The sequence below is a fragment of the Plantactinospora sp. CNZ321 genome (assembly GCF_004217235.1).
The window spans coordinates 107,895-128,155 of the sequence record NZ_SHKQ01000001.1 but is presented as its reverse complement, the minus strand read 5'-3'; the positions used below and the strand labels follow the sequence as shown (position 1 = coordinate 128,155).

19 protein-coding genes are annotated in these 20,261 nt (G+C 72.3%); 18 read left to right on the top strand and 1 reads right to left on the bottom strand.

Annotated elements, in window-relative coordinates; all coding sequences use genetic code 11:
• Positions 1–62 precede the first annotated feature (62 nt).
• The 4 genes from aroB to nusB all read left to right on the top strand — a co-directional run bounded on the left by aroB (position 63) and on the right by nusB (position 2,675).
• Positions 63–1,139, top strand: a complete 1,077-nt coding sequence (gene aroB / locus EV371_RS00545; RefSeq protein WP_130460300.1) for a 3-dehydroquinate synthase — start codon at positions 63–65, stop codon at positions 1,137–1,139.
• Positions 1,136–1,582 (top strand): type II 3-dehydroquinate dehydratase, encoded by a 447-nt coding sequence (aroQ, locus tag EV371_RS00540; protein ID WP_130460299.1) that lies wholly within the window; start codon positions 1,136–1,138, stop codon positions 1,580–1,582. Before aroB ends, aroQ begins: the two co-directional genes overlap by 4 nt.
• A gap of 101 nt (positions 1,583–1,683) precedes the next feature.
• Positions 1,684–2,241: an elongation factor P gene (efp, locus tag EV371_RS00535; RefSeq protein WP_130460298.1), complete on the top strand. Its 558-nt coding sequence runs from the start codon at positions 1,684–1,686 to the stop codon at positions 2,239–2,241.
• 23 nt (positions 2,242–2,264) lie between these two features.
• Positions 2,265–2,675 (top strand): transcription antitermination factor NusB, encoded by a 411-nt coding sequence (nusB, locus tag EV371_RS00530; protein WP_207230676.1) that lies wholly within the window; start codon positions 2,265–2,267, stop codon positions 2,673–2,675.
• A 52-nt stretch (positions 2,676–2,727) separates the two neighbouring features.
• Here the strand turns inward: nusB and bldD are convergent, their stop codons facing one another.
• Complete coding sequence (gene bldD, locus EV371_RS00525) at positions 2,728–3,216, bottom strand: transcriptional regulator BldD (RefSeq protein WP_101366736.1); 489 nt, start codon at positions 3,214–3,216, stop codon at positions 2,728–2,730.
• Positions 3,217–3,499: 283 nt separating this feature from the next.
• On the opposite strand from bldD, the gene pyrR reads away from it, so the two are divergent.
• From pyrR to EV371_RS00455, 14 genes are all read left to right on the top strand, one after another.
• Entirely contained in the window at positions 3,500–4,081 is a 582-nt protein-coding gene (pyrR, locus tag EV371_RS00520) for a bifunctional pyr operon transcriptional regulator/uracil phosphoribosyltransferase PyrR (protein ID WP_130460296.1), read from the top strand.
• On the top strand, positions 4,081–5,004 hold the full coding sequence (locus tag EV371_RS00515) for an aspartate carbamoyltransferase catalytic subunit (RefSeq protein ID WP_130460295.1): 924 nt from the start codon (positions 4,081–4,083) through the stop codon (positions 5,002–5,004). The genes pyrR and EV371_RS00515 overlap by 1 nt, the downstream gene beginning before the upstream one ends.
• Entirely contained in the window at positions 5,004–6,317 is a 1,314-nt protein-coding gene (locus EV371_RS00510) for a dihydroorotase (protein ID WP_130460294.1), read from the top strand. Before EV371_RS00515 ends, EV371_RS00510 begins: the two co-directional genes overlap by 1 nt.
• A 19-nt stretch (positions 6,318–6,336) precedes the next feature.
• Positions 6,337–7,566: a glutamine-hydrolyzing carbamoyl-phosphate synthase small subunit gene (gene carA, locus EV371_RS00505; protein ID WP_130460293.1), complete on the top strand. Its 1,230-nt coding sequence runs from the start codon at positions 6,337–6,339 to the stop codon at positions 7,564–7,566.
• On the top strand, positions 7,566–10,934 hold the full coding sequence (gene carB / locus EV371_RS00500; protein ID WP_130460292.1) for a carbamoyl-phosphate synthase large subunit: 3,369 nt from the start codon (positions 7,566–7,568) through the stop codon (positions 10,932–10,934). Before carA ends, carB begins: the two co-directional genes overlap by 1 nt.
• A gap of 53 nt (positions 10,935–10,987) precedes the next feature.
• Entirely contained in the window at positions 10,988–11,998 is a 1,011-nt protein-coding gene (locus tag EV371_RS00495; RefSeq protein ID WP_130465546.1) for a quinone-dependent dihydroorotate dehydrogenase, read from the top strand.
• A 128-nt stretch (positions 11,999–12,126) separates the two neighbouring features.
• Positions 12,127–13,386 carry an adenosylmethionine--8-amino-7-oxononanoate transaminase gene (locus EV371_RS00490; RefSeq protein WP_130465545.1) on the top strand — a complete coding sequence of 420 codons (1,260 nt, stop codon included), beginning with the start codon at positions 12,127–12,129 and terminating at the stop codon, positions 13,384–13,386.
• 40 nt (positions 13,387–13,426) lie between these two features.
• Complete coding sequence (gene pyrF, locus EV371_RS00485) at positions 13,427–14,269, top strand: orotidine-5'-phosphate decarboxylase (RefSeq protein ID WP_130460291.1); 843 nt, start codon at positions 13,427–13,429, stop codon at positions 14,267–14,269.
• Positions 14,270–14,440: 171 nt separating this feature from the next.
• Positions 14,441–14,758, top strand: a complete 318-nt coding sequence (mihF, locus tag EV371_RS00480) for an integration host factor, actinobacterial type (RefSeq protein ID WP_130460290.1) — start codon at positions 14,441–14,443, stop codon at positions 14,756–14,758.
• A gap of 26 nt (positions 14,759–14,784) precedes the next feature.
• Positions 14,785–15,297, top strand: coding sequence for a nucleoside/nucleotide kinase family protein (locus tag EV371_RS00475; RefSeq protein ID WP_130460289.1), 513 nt, complete (start codon positions 14,785–14,787; stop codon positions 15,295–15,297).
• Positions 15,298–15,478: 181 nt separating this feature from the next.
• The gene (rpoZ, locus tag EV371_RS00470; RefSeq protein WP_101366725.1) at positions 15,479–15,742 is read left to right on the top strand and encodes a DNA-directed RNA polymerase subunit omega; all 264 of its coding nucleotides are present in this window, start codon (positions 15,479–15,481) and stop codon (positions 15,740–15,742) included.
• Positions 15,743–15,761: 19 nt separating this feature from the next.
• Complete coding sequence (coaBC, locus tag EV371_RS00465; RefSeq protein ID WP_130460288.1) at positions 15,762–16,967, top strand: bifunctional phosphopantothenoylcysteine decarboxylase/phosphopantothenate--cysteine ligase CoaBC; 1,206 nt, start codon at positions 15,762–15,764, stop codon at positions 16,965–16,967.
• A gap of 87 nt (positions 16,968–17,054) precedes the next feature.
• Positions 17,055–18,248 carry a methionine adenosyltransferase gene (metK, locus tag EV371_RS00460; RefSeq protein ID WP_130460287.1) on the top strand — a complete coding sequence of 398 codons (1,194 nt, stop codon included), beginning with the start codon at positions 17,055–17,057 and terminating at the stop codon, positions 18,246–18,248.
• A gap of 38 nt (positions 18,249–18,286) precedes the next feature.
• Positions 18,287–20,230 carry a primosomal protein N' gene (locus tag EV371_RS00455; RefSeq protein ID WP_486484893.1) on the top strand — a complete coding sequence of 648 codons (1,944 nt, stop codon included), beginning with the start codon at positions 18,287–18,289 and terminating at the stop codon, positions 20,228–20,230.
• The last annotated feature ends 31 nt before the right edge of the window (positions 20,231–20,261 follow it).

Genomic DNA, 20,261 nt, shown 5'->3' with positions numbered 1-20,261 from the left:
CCCCTGCACCCATGCCCGCAGCCGCAAACGACTTCGGACCCACTCGTCTAGGCTCTGACCCGATGGACAAGCTGACCCGAATTCCGGTCGGCGGTGACCGGCCGTACGACGTCCTCGTCGGCCGGGACCTGCTGGCCGCGCTGCCGCCCCTGCTGGACGGTGCCGAGCGCGCCGCCGTGCTGCACGCCCCGCCGCTGAAGGTGCGCGCCGACGAGCTGGCCGAGCGGCTTCGCGCCGCCGGGATCGAGCCGCTGACCGTGCCGGTGCCGGACGCCGAGGCCGGAAAGGACATCGAGGTCGCCGCCGGCTGCTGGGCGCGGCTGGGCGCGGCGGGCTTCACCCGTACCGACGCGGTGGTCGGGCTGGGCGGCGGCGCGGCGACCGACCTGGCCGGCTTCGTCGCCGCCTGCTGGCTGCGCGGGGTCCGCTGGGTGCCGGTCTCGACCTCGCTGCTCGGCATGGTCGACGCGGCGGTCGGCGGCAAGACCGGGATCAACACCGCCGCCGGCAAGAACCTGGTCGGTGCCTTCCACCCGCCGGCCGGGGTGCTCTGCGACCTGGCGATGCTGGACTCGCTACCGGCGGTCGACCTGACCGCCGGGCTGGCCGAGGTGGTGAAGTGCGGCTTCATCGCCGACCCGGTCATCCTCGACCTGATCGAGTCCGACCCGAACGCCGCGACGGATCCGGCCGGCCCGGTGGTCCGCGAGCTGGTCGAGCGGGCGATCCGGGTGAAGGCGGACGTGGTCTCCGGCGACCTGCGCGAGGCGGGGCGGCGGGAGATCCTCAACTACGGTCACACCCTCGGGCACGCGATCGAGAAGGTCGAGGGCTACCGCTGGCGGCACGGGCACGCGATCTCCGTCGGCCTGGTCTACGCCGCCGGGCTGGCCTGGCGGGCCGGCCGGCTGGACGAGCCGACGGCGGCCCGGCACCGCACGGTGCTGACCACGCTCGGGCTGCCGACGAGCTACCGGGCGGACGCCTGGCCGGAGCTGCTGGCCGCGATGCGGGTGGACAAGAAGGCCCGGGGCAGCCGGCTGCGGTTCGTGGTGCTGGACGGGCTGGCCGAGACCGGCATCCTGGAGGGCCCGGACGACGAGCTGCTGCTCGACGCGTACGCCGAGGTGGCGGGATGAGGGTCTACGTGCTCAACGGGCCCAACCTGGGCCGGCTCGGCATCCGGCAGCCCGAGGTGTACGGCGCCACCAGCTACGCCGACCTGGTGGCGAGTTGCCAGGCCACCGGCCGGGAGGTGGGGCTGGACGTCGAGGTCCGGCAGACCGACGCCGAGGCGGAGTTGATCGGCTGGCTGCACCAGGCGGCCGACGAGGAGGCGGGGGTGGTACTCAACCCGGCCGCCTGGTCGCACTACTCCTACGCGGTCCGGGACGCCTGCGCCATGCTGCGCGGCCCGCTGGTAGAGGTGCACATCTCCAACATCCACGCCCGGGAGGAGTTCCGGCACCACTCCGTGGTCTCGGCGGTCGCGACCGGGGTGATCTGCGGCCTCGGCGTCGACGGCTACCGGCTGGCCCTGCTCCACCTGGCCGCGCTCCGGGACCGGTCCACCCGCGCCTGAGCGACCGCTCCGTTACCGGAAAGCGGGCTGGTCCTGATCAATTGGACGCCCCTAGTAGACTTGCCGGGTCCGTCCGCCCGAATTGAAGATCAAGGCAGGAAATGGCGACCACCAACGACCTGAAGAACGGTCTGGTTCTCAACCTCGACGGCGAACTCTGGGCTGTCGTCGAGTTCCAGCACGTCAAGCCCGGCAAAGGCGGTGCCTTCGTCCGCACCACGCTGAAGAACGTGCTGTCCGGCAAGGTGGTCGACAAGACGTTCAACGCGGGCACCAAGGTCGACACCGCCACCGTCGACAAGCGCACCATGCAGTATCTGTACGCCGACGGCGAGGACTACGTCTTCATGGACCTGGAGACGTACGACCAGATCCCCGTCCCCGGCGGCACGATCGGCGAGGCGGCCAACTACCTGCTTCCCGAGGCGGAGGTGATCGTCGCCACCCACGAGGGCGTCCCGCTCTACGTCGAGCTGCCGACCAGCGTCGTGCTGGAGATCACCTACACCGAGCCGGGCCTGCAGGGCGACCGCTCCACCGGCGGCAACAAGCCGGCGACGGTCGAGACCGGCGCCACCGTCCAGGTGCCGCTCTTCATCACCACCGGCGAGAAGATCAAGGTCGACACCCGCGACGGCCGCTATCTCGGCCGAGCCTGATGGCGGAGGGCGCCAAGCAGCAGATGCCGGCCCGCCGTAAGGCGCGCAAGCGGGCCCTGGACGTTCTCTACGAGGCGGACATGCGGGACCGGCCCGTCGCCGAGGTGCTCGTCGGCTACCTGGACCGGCTGGAACAGCCGCACCCGGAGCACCTGGGTTACGCGGTGGGCCTGATGGAGGGTGTGGCGAAACACCGGGCCCGGATCGACGAGCTGATCGACAGCTATGCCGAGGGCTGGACGCTGGACCGGATGCCGGTCGTCGACCGCAACCTCGCCCGGATCGCCATCTACGAGCTCCTCTACGTCGACGAGATCGACGATGCGGTGGCGATCAGCGAAGCCGTCGAACTCGCCCGGCAGATGTCGACCGACGACTCTCCCCGGTTCCTCAACGGCCTCCTGGGCCGGATCGCCGAGTACGCGACCCGCTGAACCGTCGCGGGGCCCGTGCCCGGGTGGGCACGGACCCCGCGAGCCGGGGGGATCAGGACGCGAAGAGCGCCCGGGGGTCGGCGACGAGCACACCGTGCTCGGTGAGCCGCTCGATCAGGCCGGAGGGGGAGGAGTCGTAGACGATCGCGAGCGCCCGCAGGTCGTCCGCACGAATCGACAGCACCCGTCCGTTGTAGTCACCGCGCTGTTGCTGGATTGCTCGGGCATAGCGGGCGACGTAGGCAAGGTCCTCGGAAGCCTCGTCGTACAGGCGCTCGAGGTCGAGCACGATCTTGTTCGTCGGCTCGTGACGGACGCCACTGCCGTCCGGCAGCAGCTCCGAGACGGGCACCCGGTAGAAGTCCGCGAGTTCGGCGAGACGGGACACCGTCACCGCCCGGTCGCCCCGCTCGTACGAGCCGACCACGACGGCTTTCCACCGCCCGTTTGACTTCTCCTCCACCCCCTGCAGGGAAAGTCCCTGCTGCTGACGGATAGAGCGCAGGCGCGCGCCCAACGACTTGGCGTATTCAGAGGGCATTCGGCACTCCCAGTGCTGGTCGGGGATCTCCCCAGCGATCGCTACGGAGCGTGACGGTACGGGGATTACGACACGTGGTCAAGTGCTAGTTACCTACCTATTACAAAGATCGTGTTCGGCCGGGCGGTTTCGACTCGCTGATCCGGGGGTCAGCGGCCCGCCAGGGGCGGCCCTGTGGCCAGTGGTAACGTGACTAGAGCCCCGGCCCGGGCCGCGTCAGGCAAGCGCCGGAATCCGACGTCCTTTAACGACCCGTCCCGTGAGGCGGGGAAGGGGGTCCGCCGTGGCGTACCCGCAGGCTGCTCAGCCGCAGCCGGTCCCACCACCGTCCGTGAAGGTCATCCTGACCAGCGCCGAACTGGCCCGGGTGGTGGACCGGATCGCACACCAGATTCTGGAGAAGACCCAGGGCGCGGCCGACACCGTGCTGCTCGGCATCCCCACCCGGGGCGCCCCGCTGGCCCACCGGCTGGCGGCCCGGATCAACGCCTTCGAGGGCATCGCCGTACCGGTGGGTGTGCTCGATATCACTCTCTACCGCGACGATCTCCGCCGGCACGCCGTACGCGCGATCGGCCCGACCCAGGTGCCCCCGGAGGGGATCGACGGCAAACGGGTGATCCTGGTCGACGACGTCCTCTTCTCCGGCCGGACCGTCCGGGCCGCCCTCGACGCGCTCGGCGACCTCGGCCGGCCAAGCTCGGTGCAGCTCGCCGTGCTGGTCGACCGCGGCCACCGCGAACTGCCGATCCGGGCCGACTACGTGGGGAAGAACATCCCGACGGCGCTCGCCGAGAGCGTCAAGGTGACTCTCGCGGAGACCGACGGCACCGACGAGGTCAAGCTGATCGGAGGGGCGGCATAGTGCTCAAACACCTACTTTCCGGTGCGGACCTCGACGCGGCCACCGCGACGCTGATCCTGGACACCGCCGCCGAGATGGCGACGGTGGCCGGCCGCGAGGTCAAGAAGTTGCCCGCACTGCGCGGGCGGACCGTGGTCAACCTCTTCTACGAGGACTCCACCCGGACCCGGATCTCCTTCGAGGCGGCGGCGAAGCGGCTCTCCGCCGACGTGATCAACTTCTCGGCCAAGGGCTCCAGCGTCTCCAAGGGCGAGAGCCTGAAGGACACCGCGCTGACCCTCCAGGCGATGGGTGCCGACGCGGTGGTGATCCGGCATCCGGCGTCCGGTGCGCCGCACCGGCTCGCCAACTGGGTCGACGGCTCCGTGCTCAACGCCGGGGACGGCACCCACGAGCACCCGACCCAGGCGCTGCTGGACGCGTACACGATGCGGGCCCGGCTGGGGCGGGTCGCCGGGCTGTCGGTCGCGGTCGTCGGCGACGTGCTGCACAGCCGGGTCGCCCGCTCCAACGTGCTGCTGCTGGCCACCCTGGGCGCCAAGGTGACCCTGGTCGGTCCGCCGACGCTGATCCCGGTCGACATCGGAGCTGCGCTCGCGCCCGGCACCGAGGTGTCGTACGACCTCGACGCCGTGCTGCCCACCTCGGACGTGGTGATGATGCTGCGGGTGCAGCGGGAGCGGATGGCCGACTCCTACTTCCCGTCCGCCCGGGAGTACGCCCGGCGCTACGGACTCGACGGACCCCGGATGGCCCGGCTGCCGGACCACGCCATCGTGATGCACCCGGGTCCGATGAACCGCGGGATGGAGATCGCGCCCGAGGTGGCCGACTCGCCCCGCTCCACGATCGTCGAACAGGTCGCCAACGGCGTCTCCGTCCGGATGGCCGTCCTGTACCTGCTGCTGGGGGGAATGAAGTGATGACCGATTTCACCGGGGGTGACCCGGAGGCGGCGACGCCCGCGTACCTGATCCGGGGGGTGCGGGTGGTCGGCGCCGAGCCGACCGACCTGCTGCTCTCCGGCGGCGTGGTGGCCGCGACGGGCCGTGGCCTCGACGCCCGGGGGGCCAGGGTCGTCGACGGTGACGGGCTGGTCGCGCTGCCCGGCCTGGTCGACCTGCACACGCACCTGCGCGAACCCGGCCGGGAGGACGCCGAGACCGTCGAGTCCGGATCGCGGGCGGCGGCGCTGGGCGGCTACACCGCCGTCTGCGCGATGGCCAACACCTCGCCGGTCGCCGACACCGCCGGGGTGGTCGAGCAGGTGTGGCGGCTGGGCCGCGAGGCCGGGCTGGTCGACGTGCAGCCGATCGGCGCCGTCACCGTCGGGCTGGCCGGCGAGCGCCTGGCCGAGCTGGGCGCGATGGCCGAGTCCGCGGCCCGGGTGCGGATCTTCTCCGACGACGGGCACTGCGTGGCCGATCCCCGGCTGATGCGCCGCGCCCTGGAGTACGTCAAGGCGTTCGACGGGGTGATCGCGCAGCATGCCGAGGAGCCCCGACTGACCGAGGGCGCCCAGATGCACGAGGGCGAGGTCTCGACCCGGCTCGGCCTGACCGGCTGGCCGGCGGTGGCCGAGGAGGCGATCATCGCCCGGGACGTGCTCCTGGCCGAGCACGTCGGCAGCCGGCTGCACGTCTGCCACCTCTCCACCGCCGGCAGCGTCGAGGTGCTCCGGCACGCCAAGAAGCGCGGCGTCCGGGTCACCGCCGAGGTGACCCCGCACCACCTGCTGCTCACCGACGAACGTGCGGTCAGCTACGACCCGGTCTTCAAGGTGAATCCGCCGCTGCGGACCGCCGCCGACGTCAGCGCGCTGCGCGAGGCGCTGGTCGAGGGGATCATCGACATCGTCGCCACCGACCACGCCCCGCACGCGCTGGAGGACAAGGAGTGCGAGTGGGCGTACGCCCGGCCGGGCATGCTCGGGCTGGAGACGGCGCTCTCGGTGCTCCTCGACGTACTCGGGCAACGGTGGGACCTGATCGCCGAGCGGATGTCCCGGACACCGGCCCGGATCGCCGGGCTGTCCGAGCACGGCCGCGATCCGGCACCGGGCGTACCGGCGAACCTGACCCTGGTGGACCCGGCGGCCCGCCGCACCATCGACCCGGGCGAGCAGGCCAGCCGCAGCCGCAACACCCCGTACGCCGGGCTCACCCTGCCCGGCCGGATCGTCGCGACCTTCCTGCGCGGTGAGCCGACGGTGCTGGACGGAAAGGCCGTGAAGTGAGTTGGACCGGAGGCTGGGCATGAACCGGCGGCGAGCGGCGATCCTGGTCCTGGAGGACGGCCGGACCTTCCGCGGTGAGGCGTACGGCAGCGTGGGGGAGACCTTCGGCGAGGCGGTCTTCAACACCGGGATGACCGGTTACCAGGAGACGCTGACCGACCCGTCGTACCACCGCCAGGTGGTGGTGCAGACCGCACCGCACATCGGCAACACCGGGGTGAACGCCGAGGACGACGAGTCCGGCCGGATCTGGGTGGCCGGGTACGTCGTCCGGGACCCGGCCCGGATCGGCTCGAACTGGCGGGCCACCGGTGCCCTGGAGGACCGGCTCGCCACCGAGGGCGTGGTCGGGATCGCCGGGGTGGACACCCGGGCACTCACCCGGCACCTGCGGGAGCGCGGGGCGATGCGGGTCGGGGTCTCCAGCCTGACCGATGACCCGGTGGAGCTGCTGGCCCGGGTCCGCGAGACGCCGAGGATGGAGGGGGCCGACCTCTCCGCCGAGGTGACCACCGCGCGACCGTACGTGGTGCCGGCCGAGGGGGAGCACCGGTTCACGGTGGCTGCGCTCGACCTGGGGATCAAGCGGAACGTGCCGCGCCGGCTCGCCGCACGGGGGGTCACCACGCACGTGCTGCCGGCCTCGTCGAGCATCGAGGACCTGCTGGCCACCGGCGCCGACGCGGTCTTCTTCTCACCCGGCCCGGGCGACCCGGCCACCGCCGACCATCCGGCCGGGCTGGCCCGCGAGGTGATGCGCCGGCAGATCCCGCTGTTCGGGATCTGCTTCGGCAGCCAGATCCTCGGCCGGGCGCTCGGCTTCGGCACCTACAAGCTGGGGTACGGTCACCGGGGCATCAACCAGCCGGTGCTGGACCGGGCCACCGGCAAGGTCGAGGTGACCAGCCACAACCACGGCTTCGCGGTCGCCTGGCCGGGCCGCGAACAGGGGCTCAGTGCGGTCGCCTGGCCGGGCCGCGAACAGGAGCTCAGTGCGGTCGGTATTCGACCGGGCCGCGAACAGAAGCTCAGTGCGGTCGACGCGCCGCTGAACGAGGTGATCGACACCGACTTTGGCGGGGTCGAGGTGAGCCATGTCTGCCTGAACGACAACGTGGTCGAGGGGCTGCGGGCGAAGGACGTACCCGCGTTCACCGTGCAGTACCACCCGGAGGCGGCGGCCGGTCCGCGCGACGCGGACTACCTCTTCGACCGCTTCATGGAACTGATCGAGAAGAAGGGCTTCTGATGCCCAGGCGGACAGACCTCAAGCACGTCCTGGTGATCGGCTCGGGGCCGATCGTGATCGGTCAGGCCTGCGAGTTCGACTACTCCGGTACCCAGGCCTGCCGCGTGCTGCGCGCCGAGGGGCTGCGGGTCAGCCTGGTCAACTCCAACCCGGCGACCATCATGACCGACCCGGAGTTCGCCGACGCCACCTACGTCGAGCCGATCACCCCGGAGTTCGTCGAGCTGGTCATCGCCAGGGAGCGGCCGGACGCGTTGCTGCCCACCCTGGGCGGCCAGACCGCGCTGAACACCGCCGTGGCGCTGCACGAGTCCGGGGTGCTCGCCAAGTACGGCGTCGAGCTGATCGGTGCCGACATCGACGCCATCCGGCGCGGCGAGGACCGGCAGCTCTTCAAGGAGATCGTCGCCAAGGCCGGCGGCGAGACCCCACGCAGCCGGGTCTGCCACTCGATGGACGAGGTCCGGGCCACCGTCGCCGACCTGGGCCTGCCGGTGGTGATCCGGCCGTCGTTCACGATGGGTGGCCTCGGCTCCGGGATGGCGCACACCGACGAGGACCTGGAGCGGATCGCCGGGGCGGGACTCGCCGCCAGCCCGGTGCACGAGGTACTCATCGAGGAGAGCGTGCTCGGCTGGAAGGAGTACGAGCTCGAACTGATGCGGGACCGGCACGACAACGTGGTGGTGGTCTGCTCGATCGAGAACGTCGACCCGATGGGCGTGCACACCGGGGACAGCGTCACCGTCGCACCCGCGATGACGCTGACCGACCGGGAGTACCAGCGGCTGCGCGACCTCGGCATCGCGGTGCTCCGCGAGGTCGGGGTGGACACCGGCGGCTGCAACATCCAGTTCGCGGTCAACCCGCGCGACGGCCGGCTGGTCGTGATCGAGATGAACCCCCGGGTCTCCCGCTCCTCCGCGCTGGCCTCCAAGGCGACCGGCTTCCCGATCGCCAAGATCGCCGCGAAGCTGGCCGTCGGCTACACCCTGGACGAGATTCCGAACGACATCACCCTGAAGACCCCGGCCGCGTTCGAGCCGACCCTCGACTACGTGGTGGTGAAGATCCCCCGGTTCGCCTTCGAGAAGTTCCCGGCCGCCGACCGGGAACTCACCACCACGATGAAGTCGGTCGGCGAGGCGATGAGTCTGGGCCGGAACTTCTCCGAGGCGCTGAACAAGGCGATGCGCTCGATGGAGACGAAGGAGGGCGGGTTCTGGACCGTGCCGGACCCGGCCGGCGCGACCCTGGAGAACACCCTCGCGGCGCTGGGTACCCCGCACGACGGGCGGCTCTACAGCGTCGAGCGGGCGCTGCGGCTCGGCGCCTCGGTGGCGCAGGTGTCGGAGGCCTCCGGCGGGATCGACCCGTGGTTCCTGGACCAGATCGCCGGGCTGGTCGAGCTGCGCGCCGAGATCGTCGCCGCCGCCGTACTCGACGAGGAGCTGCTGCGTCGGGCGAAGCGGGCCGGGATCTCCGACCGGCAGCTCGCCGCGCTCCGCCCGGAGCTGGCCGCCGAGGACGGGGTACGGACGCTCCGGCACCGGCTCGGGGTACGCCCGGTCTACAAGACCGTGGACACCTGCGCCGCCGAGTTCGCCGCCGGTACGCCGTACCACTACAGCAGTTACGACGAGGAGACCGAGGTCGCCCCCTCGGCCCGGCCCAAGGTGCTGATCCTGGGCTCCGGGCCGAACCGGATCGGCCAGGGGATCGAGTTCGACTACTCCTGCGTGCACGCGGTACAGGCGCTGCGGAGCGCGCCGTTGGGCTCGGCCGCCGCGTCCGGTTCCGGCGCCGAGGGCGCCGGCTACGAGACGGTGATGGTCAACTGCAATCCGGAGACCGTCTCCACCGACTACGACACCGCTGACCGGCTCTACTTCGAACCACTGACCTTCGAGGACGTGCTGGAGGTCTGGCATGCCGAGGACAGCTCCGGCAGGGCGGCCGGCGGGCCGGGCGTGGTCGGGGTGATCGTCCAGCTCGGCGGGCAGACCCCGCTGGGCCTGGCGCAGCGGCTCAAGGACGCACGCGTGCCGATCGTCGGTACCAGCCCGGAGTCGATCCACCTGGCCGAGGAGCGGGGCGCGTTCGGCGCCCTGCTGGACCGGGCCGGGTTGCGCTCCCCGGCGCACGGCACCGCCACCTCCTACGAGGAGGCGCACGCGATCGCCGCCGAGATCGGCTATCCGGTGCTGGTCCGGCCGTCGTACGTGCTCGGCGGGCGGGGGATGGAGATCGTCTACGACGACGAGACGCTGCGCGGGTACATCGCCCGGGCCACCGACATCTCACCGAACCATCCGGTGCTGGTGGACCGCTTCCTCGACGACGCGATCGAGATTGACGTGGACGCGCTCTGCGACGCCGACGGAGAGGTCTACGTCGGCGGGGTGATGGAGCACATCGAGGAGGCCGGGATCCACTCCGGTGACTCGGCCTGCGCGCTGCCGCCGATCACCCTGGCCAGCTCGCACCTGGCGGCGGTACGCCACTACACCGTGCAGATCGCCCGGGGGATCGGGGTACGCGGCCTGCTCAACGTGCAGTACGCGCTGAAGGACGACACCCTCTACGTGCTGGAGGCGAATCCCCGGGCGTCCCGGACCGTGCCGTTCGTCTCCAAGGCGACGGCGGTGCCGCTGGCCAAGGCGGCCGCCCGGATCATGCTCGGCGCCACCATCGCCGAGCTGCGCGCCGAGCGGCTGCTCCCGCCGACCGGCGACGGCACGACCACCCCCGTCGACGCGCCGGTGGCGGTGAAGGAGGCGGTGCTGCCGTTCACGCGTTTCCGCACCCCGACCGGCAAGGGCATCGACTCGCTGCTCGGCCCGGAGATGAAGTCCACCGGCGAGGTGATGGGCATCGACACCGCCTTCGGGCACGCCTTCGCCAAGTCGCAGGCGGCGGCGTACGGCTCGCTGCCGATCCGGGGCAGGATCTTCGTCTCGGTGGCCAATCGGGACAAGCGCGGCATGATCTTTCCGGTCAAGCGCCTCGCCGACCTCGGCTTCGAGATCGTCGCCACCACCGGCACCGGTGAGGTGCTGCGCCGGCACGGCATCTCCTGCCAGTTGATCCGCAAGCACTACGAGGAGGGCGCCGACTCGCCGGACGCGGTGTCGCTGATCGCGGCCGGCGAGGTGGGCCTGGTGATCAACACGCCGCAGGGTTCCGGGGCGAGCGCCCGCTCCGACGGGTACGAGATCCGCAGCGCGGCGGTCGGCGCGGGCATCCCGTGCATCACCACCGTGCCCGGTGCGGCGGCGGCGGTGATGGGAATCGAGGCGCTGATCCGGGGCGACATGTCGGTCCGGCCGTTGCAGGAGTTGCACGCGGCGCTGCGGGCCGGCGAGTGAGTACGCCGACGACGGCGGCGGAGCCGGGCCGGGCTACGGCGGGCCGGGCAGGGATCTTCGACCGGATCGTCCGGCCGGCGCTGTTCCGGCTCGGCGGCGGGGACGCCGAGACCGCGCACGAGTGGACGCTGCGCCGGCTCGCCGGGCTGTCCCGCTCTCCGGCCGCGCTCGCGGTGCTGCGGGCCCGGTACGCCGTCTCCGCCCCGCGCACCGTCTTCGGGGTCAGGTTCCCCAATCCGGTGGGACTGGCCGCCGGGATGGACAAGGACGGCGCCGCGCTGCCGGCCTGGCCGGCGCTGGGCTTCGGCTTCGTCGAGGTGGGTACGGTCACCGCGCACCCGCAGCCGGGCAACCCCCGGCCGAGGCTGTTCCGGCTGCCGGACAGCGCTGCGGTGATCAACCGGATGGGCTTCAACAACGCCGGGGCGGAGGCGCTGGCCGCCCGGCTGGCCGCGCTGCGCCGGCCGTTGGGTGTGCCGCTCGGCATCTCGCTCGGCAAATCCAAGATCACCGTACTGGACGACGCGGTCGCCGACTACCTGGCCTCGTACCGGGCACTGGCGCCGTACGGCGACTACTTCGCGGTGAACGTCTCCTCGCCGAACACGCCCGGGTTGCGGGCGCTCCAGGATCGGGCGCACCTCGACGCGCTGCTGACCGCCCTGGTGGGGGAGAAGCCGATCCTGGTCAAGATCGCCCCGGATCTGACCGAGGCGGCCATCGCCGAGGTGCTCCAGGTCTGCCTGGAGAGGGGCGCTGCCGGGGTGATCGCCACCAACACCACGCTGGGCCGGGACGGGATCGCCGGGTCCGACACGCACCGGGCCGGCGAGGCGGGCGGGCTCTCCGGACGGCCGCTGACCGCGCGTACCCGGGCGGTGGTCTCGTTCGTGCACGCCGAGACGGACGGTGCGCTGCCGGTGGTCGGGGTGGGCGGCATCCTCGACCCGGCGGACGGCACCGCGCTGCTGGACGCCGGAGCCAGCCTGGTGCAGCTCTACACCGGCTTCGTCTACCGGGGGCCGGGACTGGTCCGCGCGGTGGCCCGGGCGGCAGGGCCGTGAGCCACGGGGCCGGGCGAGGGTCGGAGGGGCGTCGGACGCCGGAGGAGTCGGAGGGGGGTCGGACGCCGGAGGAGTCGGAGGGGTATCGGACGCCGGAGGAGTCGGAGGGGCGTCGGACGCCGGAGGAGATCGTCGCGGCCGACCGGGCACACGTCTGGCACCCGTACGCCCCGATGCCGGCCGGCGTCGACCCCTACCTGGTGTCCGGCGCCGAGGGGGTCCGGCTGCGCCTGGCCGACGGCCGGGAACTCGTCGACGGCATGTCGTCGTGGTGGGCGGCGATCCACGGTTACCGGCATCCGGTGCTGGACGCCGCCGTCACCGACCAGCTCGGCCGGATGAGCCACGTGATGTTCGGCGGGCTCACCCACGAGCCCGCCGTCCGGCTGGCCGGCACCCTGGTGGAGATCACCCCGCCCGGCCTGGAGCACGTCTTCCTCTGCGACTCCGGGTCGGTCTCCGTCGAGGTGGCGATCAAGATGGCGGTGCAGTACCAGCGCGGCCGGGGGCGGCCCCGGCGGCACCGGCTGGCCACCTGGCGGGGCGGCTACCACGGGGACACCTTCCATCCGATGAGCGTCTGCGACCCGGTCGGCGGGATGCACTCGCTCTGGACCGGCGTGCTGCCCCGGCAGGTCTTCGCCGACCTTCCGCCGCCCGGCTTCACCGCCCCGATCGACCCCGGGTACGCGACCGCGCTCGCCGACGCGCTGCACCGGCACGCCGGTGAACTCGCCGCGGTGATCGTCGAGCCGGTGGTGCAGGGTGCCGGTGGGATGCGCTTCCACAACCCGGAGTACCTGCGGCTGCTCCGCGACCTCTGCACCGAGCACGACATCGTGCTGATCTTCGACGAGATCGCCACCGGCTTCGGCCGGACCGGCGCGCTCTTCGCGGCGGAGCACGCCCGGGTGACCCCGGACGTGATGTGTCTGGGCAAGGCGCTCACCGGTGGCTACCTGAGCCTGGCGGCCACGCTCTGCACCCCCGCGGTCGCCGAGGGCATCTCCGCGACCGGGGTGCTGGCGCACGGCCCCACCTTCATGGGGAACCCGCTTGCCTGTGCGGTCGCAAACGCCTCCATCGGGCTGCTGGAGGCCGGAAACTGGGCGGCGGACGTGTCGAGGATCTCCGCCGCCCTCTCGGCCGGCCTGGCGCCGTTACGGGGCGCTGCCGGGGTGGCCGACGTGCGGGTGCTGGGCGCGATCGGCGTGGTGCAGCTCGACCACGACGTGAAGATGTCGGTGGCGACCGAGGCCGCGGCGGCGCACGGGGTCTGGCTGCGTCCGTTCCGGAATCTGATCTACACCATGCCGCCGTACCTGACCGGGGACGACGACCTGGCCCGGATCTGTACGGCGATCGGCGCGGCCGCCGCGGCCGGCTGACCGGGACGCGGTGACGTCTCCGGCGGAGAGGAGAGGCGAAATGGAGACCTTCGGGAGTCGGCTGCACCGGGCGATGGCGCAGCGCGGGCCGCTCTGCGTCGGCATCGACCCCCATCCCGGGCTGCTGGCCCGGTGGGGCCTGACCGACGACGTCGACGGGCTGGCCCGGTTCAGCCAGACCGTGGTCGAGGCGCTCGGCGACCGGGTCGCGGTGGTCAAGCCGCAGTCGGCGTTTTTCGAGCGGTTCGGCGCGCGGGGCGTCGCCGTACTTGAGTCAATTATCCGACAGTTGCGGGGCGCGGGTGCGCTCGTTCTGCTTGACGTCAAGCGCGGCGACATCGGCTCCACGGTCGCCGCGTACGCCGACGCGTACCTGGATCCATCCAGCCCGATGTATGTCGACGCGGTCACCGCGAGCCCCTTCCTGGGGGTCGGCTCGCTCGCCCCGATGTTCGACACAGCGCGCAAGCACGGCGGCGGCGTCTTCGTGCTGGCGCTCACCTCGAACCCCGAGGGCGCCAGCGTCCAGCGCGCCGTCGGCGCGGACGGGCGCACCGTCGCGCAGACGATCATTGAAGAGATTTCGCAGCTCAACGCGGGTGCGGAGCCGCTCGGTAGCTTCGGGTTGGTGGTCGGCGCCACCGTCGGCGAGACCGGGCACGACCTCTCCGGGGTGGGCGGTCCACTGCTCGCGCCGGGCCTCGGCGCGCAGGGCGGACGCGCCGACGACCTGCGTACCGTCTTCGGCGGTGAGCTCCGTCGGGTGCTTCCGTCGTACTCCCGGGAGGTGCTCGGGGCGGGTCCCGATCCGGCCGCGCTGCGCGCCGCCGCGGAGCGGGTGCTGGCCGATTGTCGGGCCGCGCTGACCGCTGCCGGTCAGTGATCTCTCGGTTACGCTGACATGATCATGGCGCGCCCACGTTGCCGAAACCTTCGTTGGCCGCTAGTTTTCCCCGCGCTGGGAACCACATACCCCTTTGGTTGCCAGGCACACCACGTTTCACAGATGCGACGGCGCGTCCCGCCCGTCGCGATAGGGACCTGAGGAGAACTGGTGCCGCTCCCCCAACTGAGCCCCGAACAGCGCGCAGCCGCGCTGGAGAAGGCCGCGGAGATCCGCAAGGCCCGGGCGAAGCTCAAGGAAGAGCTCAAGCAGGGCAAGACCAACCTCGCCACCGTCCTCGACCGTGCGGAGTCGGACGACGTTGTCGGCAAGCTGAAGGTGTCGGCCGTACTTCAGGCCATGCCGGGAATCGGCAAGATCCGGGCCACCCAGATCATGGAGAAGCTCAAGATTGCCGAGAGCCGTCGCCTCCGTGGCCTCGGTGAGCAGCAGCGCAAGGCACTGCTTGGAGAATTCTCGGCGAACTAGTTCCACCCGCCGTGTAGAAACAAGCAGTGGGTACGCATGACGATGTCCGCCCAGCGGCTCGTCTCACGGTCCTTGCCGGTCCCGCCGGGGCCGGCAAGGACAGCGTGACGGAACTCGTCCGGGCCCGGTCGCCCCAATTGTGGCTCCCGGTTCCGGTCACCACCCGCCCGGCGGGGCGGTACGAGATCGACGGGGTGCACTACCACTTCGTCGCCCCGGCCGAATTCCGCCGGCTGCTCGACGACGGGCAGCTGCTGGAGTGGTCGCAGATCGGCGTCCATCGGTACGGGACGGCCGGCGAGCCGGTACGGACCCGGTTGTCGGCCGGTCGACCGGTGCTGCTCCCGATCGACCTGCGCGGGGCGTGCCAGGTGCGGGCGGCGATGCCACAGGCCCGGCTGGTCTACCTCGCCCCGACCTGGTCCGATGCCCGCGCGGCCGGTCGGGAATTCGACGCGGCGGTCGTGAACGACGTACTCGGGCGCGCTGCGGACGAACTGGTAAGCTTGCTCGGTTCGTCCTTCCTGACACCGACCTGATCTGACACAGACCTGAGGCAATGCCGACGCGGGCAACCCGATCCGGGCTACCAACCGGTCCGGGCCAGCGCGGCGAGCACTGCCGACGCGGTCGACTCGGATCCGGGTCGGGCACGACCCGAAGCCAACTCCGAGCCGACCGCCGCGCCCGGCGGTCGAGAAGACACCGAGGTTTATCTCCGTGGGATCCATCGCCAGTCCCGAAGGCATCACCAACCCGCCGATCGACGAGCTGCTCGAGAAGACCACCTCGAAGTACGCGCTGGTGATCTTCGCCGCCAAGCGCGCCCGCCAGGTGAACGCCTACTACAGCCAGCTCGGCGAGGGCCTGCTGGAGTACGTCGGCCCGCTGGTGGAGACCACTCCGCAGGAGAAGCCGCTCTCGATCGCGATGCGGGAGATCAACGCCGGTCTGCTCACCGCCGAGCCGACCGACCAGCCGTAGGGTCGTCCGGGCATCGGCGATGACCGCGGTCGTACTCGGGGTGGGCGGTGGGATCGCCGCCTACAAGGCCTGTGAGCTGCTCCGGCTCTTCACCGAGTCGGGGCATCGGGTCCGGGTCGTGCCGACCGCCTCCGCGCTGCGCTTCGTCGGCGCGCCGACCTGGGCGGCGCTGAGCGGGCAACCGGTCGCCGACGACGTCTGGGCCGAGGTGCACGAGGTGCCGCACGTCCGGCTCGGTCAGGCCGCCGACCTGGTGGTCGTCGCCCCGGCAACGGCCGATCTGCTGGCCAGGGCCGCGCACGGTCTCGCCGACGACCTGCTCACCAACACCCTGCTGACCGCCCGCTGCCCGGTGGTGCTGGCTCCGGCGATGCACACCGAGATGTGGGAGCACCCGGCGACGGTGGAGAACGTCGCGGTGCTGCGTCGCCGGGGTGTCCTGGTGATCGAGCCGGCGAGTGGCCGGCTGACCGGCGTCGACACCGGCAAGGGTCGGCTGCCCGACCCGGCCGAGATCTTCGCGGTGGCCCGCCGGGTGCTCGCCCGTGGCGTCGCCGAACCCCGGGACCTGACGGGTCGCCGGGTGGTGGTCACGGCCGGCGGCACCCGCGAGCCGCTGGACCCGGTGCGGTTCCTCGGCAACCGGTCGTCGGGCAAGCAGGGCTACGCGTTCGCCCGGACGGCGGTGGCCCGGGGCGCCCGGGTGACGGTGGTCGCCGCGAACGTGTCGCTGCCGGACCCGGCCGGGGCGGACGTGGTCCGGGTCTCCACCACGGAGGAGCTGCGCAAGGCCACCCTGGAGGCGGCCGGGACGGCCGACGTGGTGGTGATGGCGGCGGCTCCGGCGGACTTCCGGCCGGCGACGTACGCCACCGACAAGATCAAGAAGTCGGGCGGGGACGGCGCGCTCACCGTCGAGCTGGTGGCCAACCCCGACATCGCCGCCGAGCTGGGCGAACGTCGACGGCCGGAGCAGGTGCTGGTCGCCTTCGCCGCCGAGACCAGCAACGCCGAGGCGAACGCCCGGGCCAAGTTGGCCCGCAAGCGGGCCGACCTGATCGTGGTCAACGAGGTGGGGCCGGACCGGGTGTTCGGTGCCGACACCAACGTCGCGGTAGTGCTCGGTGCTGACGGTTCGACGACAGCGTTTCCCGAGCAATCCAAGGAAGATCTCGCCGACGGCGTCTGGGATCTGGTAGTAACGCGCTTAACCGGCCTGTCATGACCGGCAGGCACGCTTTCCGGTGATGGGTCATCAGGCGGTCGTGACTACACTGCCGCGTCAACTGAATTCGAGATCTTTAGGAGCACCGTGGTACGTCGCTTGTTCACCTCGGAGTCGGTCACGGAAGGCCACCCGGACAAGATCGCTGACCAGATCAGCGACGGAATCCTCGACGCGCTGCTGGACCAGGATCCGCGTAGCAGGGTCGCGGTCGAAACTCTCATCACGACCGGCCAGGTGCACGTCGCGGGCGAGGTGACCACGAAGGCGTACGCCGACATTCCGGCGATCGTCCGCGGAACGATCCTCGACATCGGCTACGACTCGTCGAAGAAGGGCTTCGACGGCGCGTCGTGCGGTGTCAGCGTGTCGATCGGTTCGCAGTCGCCGGACATCGCGCAGGGGGTGGACAGCGCCATCGAGCTGCGCTCCGGCTCGTCGGAGAGCGCGCTGGACGCCCAGGGCGCCGGCGACCAGGGCATGATGTTCGGCTTCGCCTGCTCCGAGACGCCGGAGCTGATGCCGCTGCCGATCGCCCTGGCGCACCGGCTCGCCCGGCGGCTCTCCGCCACCCGCAAGGACGGCACGATTCCGTACCTGCGGCCGGACGGCAAGACCCAGGTCACCATCGAGTACGACGGGCTGCGCCCCGTCCGGCTCGACACGGTGGTGGTCTCCAGCCAGCACGCCGCGGACATCTCGCTGGAGTCGCTGCTCACCCCGGACATCCGCGAGCACGTCATCGCGCCGGAGCTGGAGGAGCTGGGCCTCGACATCGACGGGTACCGGCTGCTGGTCAACCCCACCGGCCGGTTCGAGATCGGTGGCCCGATGGGTGACGCCGGGCTGACCGGTCGCAAGATCATCGTCGACACCTACGGCGGGTACGCCCGGCACGGCGGTGGGGCGTTCTCCGGCAAGGACCCGTCCAAGGTCGACCGTTCGGCCGCGTACGCGACCCGCTGGGTGGCGAAGAACGTGGTGGCCGCCGGGCTGGCCGAGCGCTGCGAGGTCCAGGTCGCGTACGCGATCGGCAAGGCGCACCCGGTGAGCCTCTTCATCGAGACCTTCGGCACCGAGAACGTGCCGGTGGACCGGATCGAACGGGCGGTCGGCGAGGTCTTCGACCTCCGCCCGGCGGCGATCATCCGGGACCTGCACCTGCTCCGTCCGATCTACCGGCAGACCGCCGCCTACGGCCACTTCGGCCGCGAGCTACCCGACCTGACCTGGGAGAACACGGACCGCGCCGCCGACCTCAAGTCGGCCGCGGGAGCCTGACCACCAGTAAGCGCAGCGACCGGCAGCCCGCACCCGGGCTGCCGGTCGCTCGCGTCTGCGTTGATGTGCCGCTGGCCCACCTGGACCGGCCCTTCGACTATCTGGTCCCGGCCGAGCTGGCCGACCAGGCCCGGCCGGGCACCCGGGTCCGGGTGCGCTTCGCCGGCCAGTTGGTCGACGGCTGGCTGCTGGATCGGGCCGAACTCTCCGCACACGACGGTCGGCTGAGCTACCTGGAGCGACTGGTCTCGCCCGAGCCGGTGCTGACCCCGGAGGTCGCCCGGCTGGCCCGGGCGGTCGCCGACCGGTACGCCGGCAACCTCGCCGACGTGCTGCGGCTGGCCGTCCCGCCCCGGCACGCCCGGGTCGAGCGCGAACCCGCGCCGGCCGCCGAGCAGACCGGTCCCGGGCCGTCGTCGGCGGCGCCGGCCGAGGAGGAGGGCTGGCGGACCTATCCGGCCGGCCCGGGATTCCTGCGGGCCCTGGCCGAGGGGAGGGCGCCCCGGGCGGTCTGGTCGGCGCTGCCCGGCGAGGACTGGGCAGCCCGGTTCGCCGAGGCGGCCGAGGCGACCGTACGCGGTGGCCGTGGCGTGGTGGCGGTGGTGGCCGACGCCCGGGACCTGGACCGGCTCGACGCCGCGCTGACCGGGCGGCTCGGCACCGGTCGGCACGTGGCGCTCTCGGCGGCGCTCGGGCCGGCCCGGCGCTACCGGGCGTTCCTGGCCGCCTCGCGGGGGCGGGTACCGGTGGTGATCGGTACCCGGGCCGCGATGTTCGCCCCGGTCGTCGACCTCGGACTGGTGGCGATCTGGGACGACGGGGACGACCTGCACGCCGAGCCCCGGGCGCCGTACCCGCACGCCCGGGAGGTGCTGCTGACCAGGGCGCAGCTCGGTGACGCGGCGGTGCTGCTCGGCGGGTACGCCCGGACCGCCGAGTCGCGGCTGCTGGTCGAGACCGGCTGGGCGAGGGAGATCACGGCCGACCGGTCGGCGCTGCGGGCGCGTACCCCGAGGATCACCCCGACCGGCGATGACCCCCAGCTGGCCCGGGATCCCGCCGCGGCCTCGGCCCGGCTGCCGAGCCTGGCCTGGGACGCGGCCCGGGCGGCGCTGAAGGCCGACGCGCCGGTACTGGTCCAGGTGCCCCGGCGGGGCTACCTGCCGGCGGTGGCCTGCGCGCAGTGCCGGGCGCCGGCCCGGTGCCCACACTGCTCCGGTCCGCTCGCCCTGCGTTCGGCCAGCGCCGTTCCCGCCTGCCGGTGGTGCGCCCGGGTGGCCGCCGGGTACGCCTGCGGGCAGTGCGGCGGGCGGCGGCTCCGGGCGGCGGTGGTGGGTGCCCGGCGTACCGCAGAGGAGCTCGGCCGGGCCTTTCCCGGCGTGCCGGTGCGGACCTCGGGCCGGGAGGAGGTGCTGCGGGCCGTGCCCGGCGACGCGGGCCTGGTGATCGCGACGCCGGGCGCCGAGCCGGTGGCCGAGGGCGGTTACGGCGCGGTGCTGCTGCTGGATTCCTGGGCGCTGCTGACCCGGGCTGACCTGCGCTCGGCTGAGGAGGCCCTGCGTCGTTGGCTCGCGGCGGCGGCGTTGGCCCGGCCCGGTTCCGCCGGCGGCCGGGTGGTGGTGGTCGCGGACGGGTCGTTGGCGCCGGTGCAGGCGCTGCTGCGCTGGGATCCGGGCTGGTTCGCCGGCCGGGAGCTGGCCGAGCGGCGGGAACTGGGCTTCCCACCGGCCGCCCGGATGGCCAGCCTGACCGGGGTGGCGGCGGCGGTGGCGGAGTTCCTCGACGAGGCCCGGCTGCCGCCGGCCGCCGAGGTGCTCGGTCCGGTGCCGGCCGCGGACGGGCAGGAGCGGATGCTGGTCCGGGTGCCCCGGTCCCAGGCCGCGGCACTGGCCGAGGCCCTGCACGAGGCGGCCGCGCTCCGGACGGCCCGTAAGGCCGGCCAGCCGGTGCGGATCCAGGTCGATCCGCAGGACATCTTCTGACAGGGTGCCGACCGGAGGCCGACACGGAGGG